12 protein-coding genes are annotated in these 15372 nt (G+C 72.0%); 6 read left to right on the top strand and 6 right to left on the bottom strand.

The features are described 5' to 3' along the window. The first annotated feature begins 7 nt into the window (after window positions 1–7). Genes ACGF3A_RS31845 through ACGF3A_RS31835 form a run of 3 tightly spaced genes read left to right on the top strand, consistent with a single transcriptional unit; the run spans window position 8 to window position 2326 of the window. Window positions 8–190: a hypothetical protein gene (locus ACGF3A_RS31845; protein WP_393733877.1), complete on the top strand. Its 183-nt coding sequence runs from the start codon at window positions 8–10 to the stop codon at window positions 188–190. Further along, window positions 187–1206 carry an ABC transporter ATP-binding protein gene (locus ACGF3A_RS31840; RefSeq protein WP_393733876.1) on the top strand — a complete coding sequence of 340 codons (1020 nt, stop codon included), beginning with the start codon at window positions 187–189 and terminating at the stop codon, window positions 1204–1206. Before ACGF3A_RS31845 ends, ACGF3A_RS31840 begins: the two co-directional genes overlap by 4 nt. Next, on the top strand, window positions 1184–2326 hold the full coding sequence (locus ACGF3A_RS31835; RefSeq protein WP_393733875.1) for an ABC transporter permease: 1143 nt from the start codon (window positions 1184–1186) through the stop codon (window positions 2324–2326). Before ACGF3A_RS31840 ends, ACGF3A_RS31835 begins: the two co-directional genes overlap by 23 nt. A 118-nt stretch (window positions 2327–2444) precedes the next feature. Here ACGF3A_RS31835 and ACGF3A_RS31830 read toward each other — a convergent pair whose 3' ends face one another. The 4 genes from ACGF3A_RS31830 to ACGF3A_RS31815 form a co-directional block, all read right to left on the bottom strand. Further along, a complete protein-coding gene (locus tag ACGF3A_RS31830) occupies window positions 2445–3644 on the bottom strand; it encodes an alpha/beta hydrolase-fold protein (RefSeq protein ID WP_393733874.1) in 1200 nt (399 codons plus the stop codon). Between the two features lie 114 nt (window positions 3645–3758). After that, a complete protein-coding gene (locus ACGF3A_RS31825) occupies window positions 3759–4982 on the bottom strand; it encodes a S8 family serine peptidase (RefSeq protein ID WP_393733873.1) in 1224 nt (407 codons plus the stop codon). A gap of 277 nt (window positions 4983–5259) precedes the next feature. After that, window positions 5260–5787: a DUF1697 domain-containing protein gene (locus ACGF3A_RS31820; RefSeq protein WP_393733872.1), complete on the bottom strand. Its 528-nt coding sequence runs from the start codon at window positions 5785–5787 to the stop codon at window positions 5260–5262. 21 nt (window positions 5788–5808) lie between these two features. Continuing rightward, window positions 5809–6960 (bottom strand): FAD-dependent monooxygenase, encoded by a 1152-nt coding sequence (locus tag ACGF3A_RS31815; RefSeq protein WP_393733871.1) that lies wholly within the window; start codon window positions 6958–6960, stop codon window positions 5809–5811. 156 nt (window positions 6961–7116) lie between these two features. On the opposite strand from ACGF3A_RS31815, the gene ACGF3A_RS31810 reads away from it, so the two are divergent. Continuing rightward, complete coding sequence (locus ACGF3A_RS31810) at window positions 7117–8046, top strand: GntR family transcriptional regulator (protein WP_393733870.1); 930 nt, start codon at window positions 7117–7119, stop codon at window positions 8044–8046. 319 nt (window positions 8047–8365) lie between these two features. On the opposite strand, the gene ACGF3A_RS31805 is transcribed toward ACGF3A_RS31810, so the two are convergent. Both ACGF3A_RS31805 and ACGF3A_RS31800 read right to left on the bottom strand, forming a co-directional pair. Then, on the bottom strand, window positions 8366–9604 hold the full coding sequence (locus tag ACGF3A_RS31805; protein ID WP_393733869.1) for a macrolide family glycosyltransferase: 1239 nt from the start codon (window positions 9602–9604) through the stop codon (window positions 8366–8368). A 72-nt stretch (window positions 9605–9676) separates the two neighbouring features. Continuing rightward, window positions 9677–10993: an SAV2148 family HEPN domain-containing protein gene (locus ACGF3A_RS31800; protein ID WP_393734258.1), complete on the bottom strand. Its 1317-nt coding sequence runs from the start codon at window positions 10991–10993 to the stop codon at window positions 9677–9679. Between the two features lie 250 nt (window positions 10994–11243). On the opposite strand from ACGF3A_RS31800, the gene glgX reads away from it, so the two are divergent. Together glgX and ACGF3A_RS31790 are read left to right on the top strand one after the other, a co-directional pair. Continuing rightward, entirely contained in the window at window positions 11244–13373 is a 2130-nt protein-coding gene (gene glgX / locus ACGF3A_RS31795; protein WP_393733868.1) for a glycogen debranching protein GlgX, read from the top strand. Between the two features lie 85 nt (window positions 13374–13458). Then, a complete protein-coding gene (locus ACGF3A_RS31790; protein ID WP_393733867.1) occupies window positions 13459–15195 on the top strand; it encodes an Imm49 family immunity protein in 1737 nt (578 codons plus the stop codon). The last annotated feature ends 177 nt before the right edge of the window (window positions 15196–15372 follow it).

Here is a 15372-nt window from a genome sequence, read left to right as displayed (position 1 = left end):
GATCACCATGACACGCAGCACGGCTCTCTGGTTCGTCTTCGTCCTCGTCCTGACCACCCCCATCCTCCTCGCGACCTACCGGGGCGACGACGGGCTGACCGGAACCGTCTGGCTGACCAGCCTGGGCACGGCGGCGGCGATCTCCGCCATCACCGCCCTCGCGTGGGGGAAGAAGAAAGGAGCCCGATGACGTCCCTGACCGACCGGATCAGCACGACGGGCGAACGGGCCGGGCCCGGCGCGGACGCGCCGGACGCGGCGGAAGCGGCAGGCCCGGGCGCGGCGACCCATGACAGCGACCTGCGGGTCATCGACGTCACCAAGCGCTTCGGCGAACGCGTCGCCCTCGACCGGGTCGGCTTCACCGTCCCGCAGGGCACCATCACCGGCTTCGTCGGCAACAACGGCTCCGGCAAGACCACCTCGATCCGCATCATCACCGGCCTCCTCCACCCCGACGAGGGCCAGGTGCACGTCGGCTCCGAGGAGGTGAGCGACGCCTTCCGCGCCGCGATCGGCTACATGCCGGAGGAGCGCGGCCTCTACCCCGACATGAAGGTCGAGCAGCAGCTCGTCTACCTCGCGCGGCTCTACGGGATGCCCAAGAACGAGGCCAGGGACGAGGTCGCCGCGTGGATCGAGCGGCTGACGATCGACCAGTACCGCGCGTCCAAGCTGAACACGCTCAGCCTCGGCAACCAGCAGCGCGTCCAGCTCATCGCCTCGCTGCTCGGCGGCCCGCGCATGGTGATCCTCGACGAGCCGTTCTCCGGGCTCGACCGCGCGGCCGTGACGTCGATGTCGGAGATCCTCCACGAGGCGGCCGGCCGCGGCACGGGGATCTTCTTCTCCAGCCACCAGCTCGACCTCGTGGACAGCATCTGTGAGCGCGCGGTGATCCTGAAGGACGGCCGGGTGGTCGCCGAGGGCCGCGTCGACGAACTCCGCGACCGCGGCGGCGCCGTGGCCAGCGTGACCTTCGGCGACGGCAGCGCGCCCGCGGCCGAGGAGCTGGCGGCGGCCGTGCCGGGCGCCCGGCTGCTGCACGGCACCACGTTCGCCGTGCCGTGCGACACGGACAGCTCGGCCCGGGTGCTGCGCGAGTGCCTCCGGTTCGGTGACGTCACCGAGTTCTCCCGGCGCCGCCAGACCCTCAGCGACGTCTTCGCGGAGGTGAGCAGCGATGACGGCGACGAGGAGCAGTGAGCGCACCGGGGCCCTGACCACCCTGGGCCTCGTTCTGGCCCGGGAGATCAGGACCCGGACGTTCTCCCGTACGGCGCTGATGAGCATCGGCTTCAGCGTGCTGATCATCGCGGGCCTGATATTCGTCCCGAAGATCATCGGCGGGGGCGGCGCGGACCACCCCGAGGTCGCGGTCGCCGGGGCGAAGCCCGCGCAGGTCGAGCAGTACGCCAAGCTGCTGCCGGACAACGACGTCCGCGCGGCGCCCGCCGGGGCCACGCCCACCGAGGACCGGCCCCTCGTCGTCACGCTGAAGCCCCGCGCCATCGACGGCAAGGTGTACGAGAGTTCGCAGCTCTCCGAGCTGGAGAGCGTCACGGCCCGGCTCCAGCTCGCGCTGCTGAGCGACGGCTCCGGCGAGAAGGCTCCGGCCGTCCAGCTCAAGGCGGTGCACGACGACTCCGAGGACGTCTCCCGCTCCATGATCGGCTATCTGGTCGTGGTGCTGCTCTTCGGCCAGATCGTCGGCATGAGTTCGGCCGTCACGCAGGCGATGATGGAGGAGAAGGGCAACCGCGTCGTCGACCTGCTGCTGCCCAAGATCAAGCCGCTCTCCCTGCTCTGGGGCAAGGTGATCGGCGCCGGGGTCGCCGGGCTCGTGCAGACCGGCGCGATGGCGGGCGCGGCCCTCGGCCTGCTGCTCGCCAGCGGGGACAGATCCACGTTCGACATCGTGCTCGGCATCGGCTGGATCGTGCTGCTCTGGTACCTGCTGGGCTTCCTCTTCATGGGCGTCATCTACGGCGGCATCGGCGCGATGATGCGCAAGCCGGACGACGTGCCGAGCGTGACGGTGCCGCTGCAGCTGATCAACATGCTGACGTTCCTGGTGGGCGTCGTCGCCCTCCAGCAGCCGGGCGCCGCCTGGGTGGACGTCGTCAGCAAGATCCCGCCGTTCTCGGCGATCCTCGTCCCGCTCCAGTACATCACCCAGGAGACGACCACCGGCGACATGCTGACCAGCGCCGGCATCATCGTCGCCTGCGCCCTGGTACTGAGCCTCGCGGGGGCCCGCCTGTTCTCCCTGGCGGTCCGCACGGACTCCCCGAAGGACGCCCTACGGGCGTTCGTCACGCCGTGAGGGAAGGGGGCGCCCTCTAGGAGGAGGGCGCCCCCTCAGACCCCAGGGGCGCGGGGAACTGCGCGAGCAACCACGCATCACTCGCACCCTGCGAAGCACGGCCCGGGGCACCCCGGGCTCAGCACCCCTGGGAACCCAGCAGGGCGACAAGCCCAGCGCCAAGTTCGGTCCGCCACCACAACGCGTCGTGGCCGCCGTTGACCTCGCGCAAGGTCACCTCGCAGCCACGCGCCCGCAGCACATCGCGGAACCGCCGCGTAGGAGCCCCGAGCGCCCACTCCTGCTCCCCCACCGACAGGCGGAACCGCACGGGCAACGGGCCCGAGGCACCCGCCAGGGCCAGTACGTCCGAGAGCCACTCCCCCTCCTCGCCCCCGGGCCACCAGAAGGAGCCCGACTGGCTGAGGACGTTCCCGAACCGGTGCGGGGCACGTACGGCGGCGTACGCGGCCATCAGGCCGCCCAGGCTCTGCCCGGCCAGCACCGTGCGCGCGGGGTCGGCGGTCACCGGCCAGCGCCCGGCCGCCCAGGGCAGCAGCTCCTCCTCCAGGAAGTCCGCGAAGGCCTCGCCGCAGGCGAGTTCGGCCCAGCGCGTCCCGACGTCGACGGCGTCCGGCAGCAGCACCAGCGTCGGCGGGATCCGGCCGTCCGCGACGAGGCCGTCGAGCAGCGCGCCCACGCCCATCGGCCCGGCCCAGTGGTCACCGTCGAAGAGGACGGCCACGGGAAGCCCGTCCGCCAGGACACCCGGCGGCTCGTACGCCCAGACGCGGCGCCCCGCCACCTCGTACGGCGTCACGCTCCCCCGCGCGCTCACGTCCCGCCGGACGGCGAGGCCGACGGCCTCCGGCAGCTCCACCACCGACAGTTCGGGCCCGCCCCAACGCCGGGGCAGCGTACGGGGGTTGAGGGGATCCGGCAGGTCCTCACCGGCCACGCGGAACGCGTACGTCGCGCGCCAGTCGCGCCGCATGCGCAGCGTCCAGTGCCATACGTCCGTGCCGGGCAGGCGCTCCATCAGATTGCCCGCGAGGTCGCCGGGGTCGGCGACCTTGTTCGGCAGCACGTGGACCTCCTGGTCCGCGGTGCCGCGCCAGAGGAAGGTGACGGCGGCGTACCGGGGGTCGCCGCGGGGGTCGGTCTCGACGAGGGGCGTGCCCTCGCGGCGCACGGCGGCCCAGAACTCCTCGGTCCCGCCCGGCAGGGTGCGCGCCAGTTCCCGTACGCGGGGGCTCGCGCAGCGCGGCACGGGCGCGGGGCGCGGCGTACGCGGGGGACGCCGGACGGCGACGGCGGGCGGAGAGGGAAGGGCGTGCATGGGGACTCCGGTCGTACTGGGTAAGGGTCACCTTACCCAGTACGCACGAAGGCGGCCGCCGCGCCCCGTGGGGGAAGGACGCGGCGGCCGTTGGGCTCCCGGAGGAGCCGGGTGTTACTTGACGACGCGCAGGAGCTTGTTCGGCGTGCCCGCGCTCGGGTTCTTGATGGCGCCCTTCGTCGCGCCCTTGGTCAGGGCCGAGGCGACCTGCGCCGGGGTAGCCGACTTGTGCCCGGCGACGTAGAGCGCGGCGGCGCCCGCGACGTGCGGCGAGGCCATCGAGGTGCCGGACATGGTGGCGGTGCCGGTGTTGCTCTTGTTGCTCAGCGAGACGATGTTGACGCCCGGCGCGTAGAGGTCCACGAGCTTGCCGTAGTTGGAGAAGTCGGCCTGCTTGTCGGCCTTGTCGCTGGCGGCGACGGTGATCGCCTCCTTGACGCGGGCCGGGCTCTGCGTGGAGGCGTTCGCGCTCTCGTTGCCCGCCGAGACGGCGTAGGTCACGCCGGACGCGATCGACTTCTTCAGGGCCGCGTCCATCGCCGCGTCCTTGGGGCCGCCGATGCTCATGTTGGCGACAGAGGGGCCCTTGTGGTTCTTGGTGACCCAGTCGATGCCCGCGACGGCGGAGGCGGTGGTGCCGGAGCCGCTGTCCTTGAGGATCTTGACCGCGACGACCTTGGCCTTCTTCGCGACGCCGTACTTGCCGCCCGCGACGGTGCCCGCGACGTGCGTGCCGTGGCCGTGCCCGTCCCCGGCCTTCTTGCTGCCGTCGAACGCGTTGAAGCCGTAGGAGGCCCGGCCGCCGAAGTCCTTGTGACCGATGCGGATCCCGGTGTCGAGGACGTAGGCGGTGGCGCCCGCGCCCGCACCGGCCGGGTACGTGTACTTCTTGTTCAGCGTGGGCTTCGCCTGGTCGATCCGGTCCAGGCCCCACGGCGGGTTGCTCTGGGTGCCGGTGATGGTGAAGCGCTGGTTCTGGACGACCTTGTCGACCTTGTCGTCGGCGGCGAGACGGCGCGCCTCCTGGGCGCTGAGGCCGCTCGCCGAGAAGCCGTTGACGGAGGACTTGTAGGCCTGCTTGAGCTTGCCGCCGTACTCCTTGGCGAGGTCCTCGCCGTTCGCCGCGGCCTTGATGCCGGGGGCACCGCTGCCGTCCTTGAGCATCACGACGTAGCTGCCCTTGACCGCGTCCTTCGCGTCGGCGCCGTAGACGGTGCCCTCCGCCGGGGACGCGCCCGCGGGGAGCGTCAGCAGCGTCGCCCCGCCCGCCACGGCGACAGCTGCGCCGATGGCCAGGGATATCCGGCGCTTCTTGTTACGGGACACGTGATTCGCCATGCCGAGGGAGCCTCCGAAGTGGTGGGGGGACACAAGGGCTTTGTGAAGGGTTCCTTCACAAACCCGATCCAGTTTCGAAACCCTGTCTGATACGCGTGCCCCGGCTCAAGCTGATTCAGCAGGTGTGACGCACGCAACGTTTACGGGCTCCCGCAAATCCCCGCACTTCGGTCCAACTTGCCCCATGGACCCCGACATTCACTCTTCACACTTCAACGAACGGGCGCCACCCGAGGCAAGCCCTCAGCTCGTCGGCTCGATCAGCTCGTCAGCTCGATCAGCTCGTCAGCTCGATCAGCCGCTGCACCGTGCGCCAGTTGCGCCCCGTGGTGACCAGCGCTGGACGGACGCGGCCGAGCGCGTCGGGGAGCTTGCTGCGCCCCATGCCGTGCGGAAAATAGCAGTACACCGCGCGGCCGACGAGGTGGAACTCGTCCGGCTCGTACGCCCCCGCGTCGAACCCCGCGAAGCGGTCCTGCGGCGGCTCGTGCTCCAGGAAGAGGACGACCAGCTTGGCCGGGTCCAGCTCGGCGGCGGGCAGCGGACAGGCCGCGGCGACCTCCCGCAGCTCCTCGTGCGTGCGCGTCAGGCAGCGCACCTCGAAGCCGAAGTGCGCGGCGATCGCCCGCTCCAGCGTCGGCCCCGGGTCGGGGTCCTCGGTCGTGAAGACCGCGTTCCCGCTCTGCAGGTAGGTGCGGACGTCGGTCCAGCCGAGCCCCGCGATCAGCTCGCGCAGCTCGGCCATCGGCACCTTCTTGTGCCCTCCGACATTGATGCCGCGCAGCAGCGCCGCGTACGAGTTCATGGACCGCACTCTATGCGGCGGCTACGACAACGGCCCCAGGTCGAGCGCGTTCTTGGCACGCTCGACGGACTCCTCCGAGGCGCCCCGCCCCGGGTTCTCGGTCGCGAGCGCCTGATTGACGGCGACGAAGGGCCGCATCCGCGCGTCGTACCGCGCCAGCCCTGCCGCGAGGTCGCCCTCCGTCCCCTCCGCCCCCTCCTTCCCCAGCTCGTCCGCGAGGACGTACGCCCCGACCAGCGCCAGGCTGGAACCCTGCCCCGAGAGCGGCGAGGGGCAGTACCCGGCGTCCCCGACGAGCGCCGCCCGCCCCCTCACCCAGCTCTCCATCCGCACCTGGGCCATCGCGTCGAAGTAGAAGTCCGGCGCCTCGCGCATCACCTCCAGGAGCCGGGGCACGTCGCCGCCCAGGTGACCCAGCCGCTCGGCGAGCAGCGCCTTCTGGGCCCCGGTGTCCCGGTGGTCGTACTCCTCGGGACCCTCCGAGGTGAAGCCGATGGTGGTGCGCAGCTCGGCGTTGCCGGGCGCGGGGTAGACGCAGTAGCCCGAGCCCTCGTGCTGCATCCACACCTGCCAGTCCTCCAGCTTGAGGAAGTTCTCCGAGCTGAAGACGGCGACGTGCTGGCCGAGGTGGTGCAGGAAGTCGCCCTCGGGCCCGAACGCGAGCCGCCGCGTCGTGGACCGCAGCCCGTCCGCGCCGACCACGAGGTCGAACGTGCGCGGGGCCCCGTGCGCGAACTCGGCGTGCGCGCCGTCCGCGTCCACGGTCAGCGCGGTGAGCGAGTCGCCGAACACGAACTCGGTCTCGAACGCGTCCTCAGCCTCGTCCCGCACCCGCTCGTGCAGCAGCCGCGTCAGATCGTCGCGCAGCAGCTCGATGTCCTCGCCGTCGAGCCGCCCGCTGCTGAGCGCGACCTCGGTCGAGCGCCACTGCTCGTTGCCCTCGCCGTCCACCATCGACATGCCCCGCATCCGGGTGCGCAGGGCCCGCGCCTCCTCCAGCAGGTCCATCCGCTCCAGCACGTCGAGCGCGACGCCGCGCACGTCCACCGCCTGGCCGCCCGGCCGGAGCGCGGGGGCGCGCTCGACGACGGTCGGCGCGAAGCCGCGACGGCGCAGCCAGTACGCGGCGGTGAGCCCGGCGACGCTGGCACCGGAGATGAGTACGGTCCTCATGACTGCCTCCCTGATCTCTGAATGCCCTGAACGTACGCCGTACGCGTACGACCGCCAAGTGCGGTTTTCTCGCTTCTGTACTAGCTCAGTTGAGCTGCTCGACACCCTCGCCGCTGCTAGTCTCTGTGCTAGTACAGCCATCGAGAGGGGAGACGGGTGACGGAGCTCACACCGCCGTATCTGCGGATCGCGGCGGAGATACGGCGTCGGATCGAGGACGGCGAACTCGCCCCCGGCGCGCGCGTCCCCTCCACCCGGCAGCTCGCGGCCGAGTGGAACGTCGCGCTGGCCACCGCGACCAAGGCCCTCACCGCCCTGCGCCAGGAGGGCGTGGTCACGGCCCGCCCGCGCGTGGGCACGGTGGTCGCGGAGGCGCGCCGCCCACACCGGCCGACGCCTGCGCCCGCGCGCCGCCCCGAGCAGGAGGAGCTGAACCGTGAGCGCGTCGTCCGTACGGCCGTCGCGCTCGCGGACGCGGAGGGGCTCGCGGCGCTCTCGATGCGCGCCGTCGCCGCGCGGCTCGGCACGGCGGCGATGTCGCCCTACCGCCATGTCGAGGGCAAGGACCACCTCGTACGGCTGATGACCGACGCGGTCTACGGCGAGCTGGACCTGCCGCGCCCCGCGCCGGAGTTCTGGCGCGACCGGCTGGAGGCGGGGGCGCGCGCGCTGTGGTCGCTCCACCGCGCGCACCCCTGGCTCGCCCACGCGGGCCCGCTCAACCGACCGCTGATGGCGCCGAACGTCCTGACGTACTCGGACTGGATGCTCGCCGCGCTGGAAGGGCTGGACCTGCCGCCCTCCCGGATGTTCGACGTGAACGTCCTGCTCTACGGCTACGTGCAGGGCCTCGCCGTCCACCTGGAACGCGAGGCCCATGCGGAGGCGGCGTCCGGCGTGACCGAGGACGAGTGGCTCGCCGCCCAGGAACGCGAAATGGCGGGCCTCGTCACGCCGGACCGTTACCCCTCGTACGCCCGCTGGGTCTCCTCCCTCGGCGAGGACGGCTACGACCTCCACCTGGACGCCCTGTTCGACACGGGCCTCACAGCCATGCTGGACGGCCTGGCGGCCAGGCTCACCTGACGCCTCCGGCGAACGCCACGTGCCCGGCGTGGGGGCTGCGCTTGCCAGCCCTGCGCCTTGCGCAGACCTCCCAAGCACAGACAGGAGAAGCGGACGTCACGACACGTCGGGGCTTGCCCGTTAAGGGGCGCGGGGAACTGCGCGACAAGCCACGACACAGCCGCACCCGGCAACGTTCGGCAAGGGGCAGCCCCCACCCCGCGCCGTCCAAGCACGGTGAGGTGGAGGGCAAGCATGACGTGCCCCGTCAGGGGCGCGGGGAACTGCGCGGCCAACCACAACGCAGCCGCGCACGGCAACGGTCGGCAAGGGGCAGCCCCTACCCCGCGCTGTCCAACGCGGACTCGATGATGTCGGCGGCATGCGGGGCACCGCCCTCTCCCGCGGCCCGGGTGCGGGCCTCCGCGAGCCGTGACGCGACCTCCGGCGAAGAGGTGAGCTCCTCCAGGGCCTCGCGGAGTGCTTCCACGGTCGCCTTCTCCTTCGGCACGTGGCGGGCGACGCCGAGCCCCGCCAGGAGGTCCGCGTTCATGAACTGGTCGGCGGCCTGGGGGACGGCGATCATGGGGGTGCCGGTGGCGAGCCCCTCCTGGCTGCCGCCCATGCCCGCGTGCGTGACGAACGCGTCGGCCTCCTCCAGGATCGCGAACTGCGGCACCCACGCGTGCGTCTCCACATTGGAGGGGAGCGGGAGCGGCCCCAGATCTCCGGGCGTGACGTGCTTGCCGATCTGCAGGATCACGTACCAGCCCGGCAGCTCGCCGAAAGCGGCAACGCAGGCGCGATAGAACTCGGGCTCGTTCGTGAACGTCGAGCCGAGCGAGACCAGGAGCAGTCGCTTGCCCTCGGCCGCGGCAGGGCGCCGCCACTCCTCCCCGCCGTCCCCACGGCCCCCGGCCCTGGCGCAGGTGCCCACGAACGTGTACCGCTCCCGGTCGACGAGCTCCGCGTTCGGCTGCATCGCGCTGGGGATCAGCACCAGCGAGCGCTCGGGGACGCCGCTGAAGTCCTCGACGCTGAGATCGACGCCCTGCTCGTCGAGCCACGCGCGGAATCTGGCGAAGTACGCCTTGCCCTCCTCCGAGCGTCTCATCTCCGCGTACGCGGGGTGGATGTCCTCCATGACGAAGCCCTCCCACGCCACCATGTGCGGCGTGAGCTGGATCTGCGGGACGCCCCAGCGCCGCGCGAGGACCCGCGCCGGGTACGAGGTCGAGTCCGAGAGGACGAGGTCCGGCGCGTCCCCCTCGAAGGCCGCCGCCAGCTGGGGCAGGGCCTGGATGCCGTCGTCGAGGAAGGGGCTCATGTTGTCGAGGAGCCCCGAGCCCCAGTCGGCCGGGTCGTCGCTGGGGAGCGTCGAGGTGTACGTACGCGGCTCGGCGCCCGTCGAGGCGACGAGGTCGGCCATGGCGTGCGGAATCGCGTAACTCACCCGGTGGCCCCGCGCGACCAGCTCACGGACGACCTCCAGGCCGGGGTGCACATGGCCGGGAGCGGCGATGTTGAACATGGCGATGTGCGCGCTGCGGCGCGGTGCGGTGGGCATGCACAGCAACATAGACGAGACGTTGCGTCTCGCGCAAGCGGCAGCAAGAGAGCCCGCCACGATCGAGCAGCGGCGGGCCTCTCCTCAGGACACCGGGCGCGAATCCGTCCAGAAGGACTCGAACTCCTCGCGGTAGACGGGGAAGAGCCCGTTCTCCGCCTCGTCCAGCGGCTTGGCGCGCGCCCCGGCGCCCTGTTCCTGCACCAGGTCCCGGGAGCCGCCGCGCAGCACGAACACGGGCGCCTCCATGCCCCGCATGTGCCGCAGGTAGGACTGGACGACCGCGAGCCCGTCCGCGCCGTCCCCGTCGACCATGTACGCCGTGAAGCGCGGGGTCTCGTCGAAGACGTGGATCTCGAACGCGCCGGTGTCCCGCAGCCGCGAGCGCACCCGGCGCATATGGAGGATGTTCATCTCCACGGAACGGCTCAGCTCGCCCTTCTTCAGGCCGAGTTCCCGCTCGCGGCGGCGCACCGCGCTGCTCGCCGGGTTGAGGAAGAGCAGCCGCACCCGGCAGCCGGACTCCGCGAGCCGCACCAGGCGGCGCCCGCTGTAGTTCTGCACCAGCAGATTGAGCCCTATGCCCATCGCGTCCAGCCGCCGCGCCCCGGCGAACAGGTCCTCGGCGGGGAGCTGCCGCTGCAGCCGCACCCGGTCCGCGTGCACGCTCACGACGTCCGCGAACCGGTCCCCCACCAGCTCCTCGACCGCGTCCACGGGCAGCCGCCCGCCGGACGGCGCGTCCTCGCGCGCCGCGCCCAGCAGGTCCAGGAGCCGTGCGCACATCCGTTCGGCCTGCGCGAGCACCGTCTCGGAGAGCGCGCGGTTGCGGGCCACGGCGCTGCGCGCGACCTCCAACTCGTCGAGCGCGAGCTCGACGTCGCGCCGCTCCTCGAAGTACGGCTCGAAGCAGGGCCAGTGCTGCACCATCAGCTCCCGCAGCTGCGGGAGCGTGAGGAAGGAGAGGATGTTGTCGTCGGCCGGGTCGAGCAGATAGCCCTTGCGGCGGCTCACCTCCCGCACGGCGACCGCCCGCTGCACCCACTCCTGCCCCGCGGGCCCCGCCGCCGCGATGACCCACTCCTCGCCGTGCACCGGCTCGTAGATCGGGCGCAGCACGGCCGCGACGACGGCCCGCAGCCGCTGTTCGACCAGGTTCAGCCAGATGTAGGCCCGGCCCGCGCGCTGCGCACGCGTGCGCACCTCGGTCCAGGCGTCCGCTCCCCAGTAGAGGTCGGCCCCTATCTCCATCGGGCGCGCCAGCGGGACGGCACCCGGCTGCCGCTCTCCGAGGCCGCTCTCGGCCCCGGGCTCCCCGGTCCCGGTCCCCGTGGCGCCGCGATCCCCCTCGCCCCCTTCGCCGCCGTCGCCTGGGGGGAGTTCAAGCCCTCCCGCGCCCAACTGCGCACCGCCTTCCGCACCCCACTGTTCGATCAAGGAAGACTACTGCGCCCCCGGACGGCGTACACCCGGAACCCCCGTCAACTTCCCTTGCTCGTACGTCCGGCCGTACGTCCGCGCGGGGGAATACGGAGGGGAAGAGGTCGAGAGGGTTCGCCCGGCGGGCCGCGGCTACGCGAGGATGCTGCGGTGCTACGGGCGCTCCGCCGACGGGGCCGTGCCGAGACGACGAGCGGGAAGAGACGCACCCATGAAGGTCTGGCCGGGACAGGCGTACCCCCTGGGCGCCACGTACGACGGCGCCGGGACGAACTTCGCCGTGTTCTCCGAGGCGGCCGAGCGCATCGAGCTGTGCCTGCTGCACGAGGACGGCTCCGAGACGGCGGTGGAGCTGCGCGAGACCGACGGCTTCGTGCGGCACGCCTATCTGCCCGGCGTGATGCCGGGCCAGCGGTACGGCTTCCGCGCGCACGGCCCGTACGAGCCGGAGCGGGGCCAGCGGTGCAACAGCGCCAAGCTGCTGCTCGACCCGTACGCGAAGGCGGTCAGCGGCGGAATCGACTGGGACGAGGCGGTCTACGGCCACCACTTCGACGACCCCGAGCGGCGCAACGACCTGGACTCCGCCCCGCACACCGCCGCCTCCGTCGTCATCAACCCGTACTTCGACTGGGCCGACGACCGCCCGCCCCGGACGGACTACCACCGCACCGTGCTCTACGAGGCCCATGTGAAGGGCCTGACCATGCTCCACCCCGAGCTCCCCGACGACCTGCGCGGCACGTACGCGGCGCTCGCGCACCCCGCGGTGATCGCGCACCTGGCGGAGCTGGGCGTGACGGCGCTGGAGCTGATGCCCGTGCACCAGTTCGTCACCGACAACAGGCTCGCCGACGCGGGCCTCGTGAACTACTGGGGATACAACACGATCGGGTTCTTCGCCCCGCACAACTCCTACGCCTCCTGGGGCGACAGGGGGCAGCAGGTGCTGGAGTTCAAGCACGCCGTGCGCGCCCTGCACCAGGCCGGGATCGAGGTCATCCTCGATGTCGTCTACAACCACACGGCGGAAGGCAACCACCTCGGTCCCACGCTCTCCTTCCGGGGTCTCGACAACGCCTCGTACTACCGGCTCGCGGACGATCCGCGCTACTACATGGACACGACGGGCACGGGTAATTCACTGTTGATGCGCAGCCCCCACGTCCTTCAGCTCATCATGGACTCGCTGCGTTACTGGGTGACCGAGATGCACGTCGACGGCTTCCGCTTCGACCTCGCCGCCACGCTCGCCCGGCAGTTCCACGAGGTGGACCGGCTCTCCTCGTTCTTCGACCTGGTGCAGCAGGACCCCGTGGTCAGCCAGGTCAAGCTGATCGCCGAGCCCTGGGACGTCGGCGAGGGCGGCTACCAGGTCGGCAATTTCCCGCCGCTGTGGACCGAGTGGAACGGGCGCTACCGCGACACCGTCCGCGACCTGTGGCGGGGCGAGCCCCGCACCCTCGCCGAGTTCGGCTCCCGCCTGACCGGCTCCTCCGACCTCTACCAGGACGACGGGCGCCGCCCCCTGGCCTCCATCAACTTCGTCACCTGTCACGACGGCTTCACGCTGCACGACCTGGTGTCCTACGACCACAAGCACAACGAGGCCAACGGCGAGGGCAACCAGGACGGCGAGAGCTACAACCGCTCGTGGAACTGCGGAGCGGAGGGCGAGACCGACGACGAGGAGGTCCTCGCCCTGCGCCGCCGCCAGCGGCGGAACTTCGTCGCCACGCTGATGCTCTCCCAGGGCGTGCCGATGCTCAGCCACGGCGACGAGTTCGGCCGCACCCAGAAGGGCAACAACAACGCCTACTGCCAGGACAGCGAGCTGTCCTGGGTGCACTGGCCGGAACGGAACGGGGAGGGGGACGGGTCGCCCGACCCGTTCTGCGACTTCGTGCGCACCATGGTCTGGCTCCGCCGCGACCACCCCGTCTTCCGCCGCCGCCGCTTCTTCCACGGCGCCCCCCTGGAGGAGTCCCACGACGAGCTGTCCGACATCGCCTGGTTCACCCACGAGGGCGAGGAGATGGCGCAGCCGGACTGGCAGGCGGCGCAGGCCCGCTCCGTCACGGTCTTCCTCAACGGCAACGCGATCTCCGAGCCCGGCCCCCAGGGCGAGCGCATCACCGACGACTCCTTCCTCCTCCTCGTCAACGCCCACCGCGAGTCCCTGGACTTCGTGATCCCCGTCAACCACGGCCGCGAGTGGGAGGTCATCGTCGACACCGCGCAGGAGGAGCCGTACACGGCGGGCAGCGGGCGCAAGGTCCAGGCGGGCGAGACGGTCACCGTCACGGACCGCGGCCTGGTGGTGCTCCAGCGGCCCCTGTGAGACCCGTTTCCGCGACTGTCACACCCTCCTCGTAGGGTTGCCGCGTCCATCTTCGGCGAACGGCGCGAAACACGGGGGTACAGCAGTGCGGATCGAACGGCACCAGGTGGAGGAGGAGGCGCTCACGGCGGCCCGCGAGGGCTTCGTCGACCGGATCGGCTCGATGGTCAACACGATGTCGAAGGCCGGCCGGATGGGCACCTCCGACTGGGAGCTGATCTCCGCGGAGTTCCTCGACTGCCTGGGTGCGCTCTCCGTCGAGCACCCGGACCTGGACACGGCGGAGGCCAGGGCGCTGCTCGCCGACGCCGCGGAGGCCGCCACCGGCATGGTCTCCTACGCGGCCTACTTCCCCCGGGACTCCTTCAGCGTCTTCCTCAACTACGTCAACTTCGGGATGTCCTACGACCGCGAAGCCGACGGCGAGCGGGAGACCGTCGGCCTCTTCGACTGGCACGACGCCTTCTGCCTCGCGGTTCTCACGGACACCACGGCGCGGCACGGCGAGGCGTTCAGCTTCGCCCTGGAGCCCGCCCGGCAGGGGAAGGCGGGACAGCCGGGCGCCGAGCTGGCGGCGGGCCTGATGGCGTACGTGCTGGGGATCACCGAGGACGACGAGGCGCCCTGGCCGCTGCCCCCGGAGGACACCCTCGCCGCGCTCGACGCCGCACTCGCGCGCGTGGAGCGGCCCGACCACCCCGACACCCTCGCGCTGCGCGGCCTGCGCGCCCTCGCGGCGGGCGACCGGGAGGAGTTCGACGCCGCGCTCACGGAGCTGCTGCGCCACGCGGCCTGGGTCGGCGGCTCCTTCCCCCGGGCCCTGCTGCCCCTGACGCCCCTCGCGCTGGCGGCCCTCGCCCACCGGGACCAGGGCTGGGAGCCGCCGGTGGAGAGCGGCTATCTGCCGCGCGCGCTGGTGACCGGCTTCGAGAGCAAGGGGGTCCGCGTCGGCGCGTTCGGCCGGGACCGGCGGCCCGACGCGGTCGCCGAGCTGGCCGCCGGGCCCGTCACGTTCGAGCGGCCCGGCGATCTGAACATGTACTTCAGCATGGAGTCGGTGGAGCTCTTCGAGGAGTTCGTCGCGGACGCCCTCAAGCCCCTCAGGAGCGGGCTCGGGGACGTGGACTACCTGGCCGGCGCCGTCAAGAAGCTCCGCACCCTCGTGGAGTACCGCGCGCGGGAGGACGCCGAGGGCAGCGAGGGCCAGCTCGACACCGTGCGCCGCATGTCCCGCTTCGGCGCCGCCCTCTTCCGTACGATGCTCGCCGAGCCCGGCACCGAGGTCGAGGTGGAGCTCGACGGCACGACGCTCTCCTTCCCCGCCCACGACGGCCGCGAGGCCGGTCCCGAGCTCTGGCACGCGGCGCTGAACGCCGCGCTGATCACCGGCGCCCGTGAGGACCTCGCGCCCCTGGTCCTCTCCGGCCCCGCCCGGCTGCGCACCGACCGCTCGGGCCGCGCCCTCGTCTCGTACCGCCGCGCCCTCCTCGACTATCTGCGCGCCGAGGACGCCGGGCCCGCCGCCGAACGGGCCGTGGGCGCCGCCGAGAAGGCCCAGGGCCAGGGCTTCCTCCCGCCGCCCGCCGTGCTCCTCTCGCAGCTGGTCGAGGGCGACGAGGAGAGCTTCAACCTGGCGCTGCTCGACGCCCTGGAGGCCCACCGCGACCACTTCGCCGTCGCCGACCGGGGCCTGGACCCCGAGGCCGTGGTCAACCTCGACATCCTCGCCCTGACCTGCCACGCCCGCCGCCGGGGCTGGGCCCTGCAGGTCGTCACGCCGTACCTCCCGCCGCGCGTCCTCTGCGAGGCTCAGCCGCTTTAGGCCGCGTCCGGCGGATCATGGCTGCTCCCCGTCTCAGGGCTGGACAGGGGCTGCCCCGTGCCGTTCGTTGCAGGCTGCGGGTGCGTCGTGGCTTGTCGCGCAGTTCCCCGCGCCCCTGACGGGGCGCTCCGAGGAGCGCCGCGTACCTCTAGGGGCGCGGGGAACTGCGCGCGCAAC

The sequence above is a fragment of the Streptomyces sp. NPDC048172 genome, from assembly GCF_043202595.1.
In the GTDB taxonomy this organism is placed as follows: Bacteria; Actinomycetota; Actinomycetes; order Streptomycetales; family Streptomycetaceae; genus Streptomyces.
The sequence above is the reverse complement of the archived record's forward strand: the minus strand, read 5'-3'. Positions and strand labels throughout refer to the sequence as shown.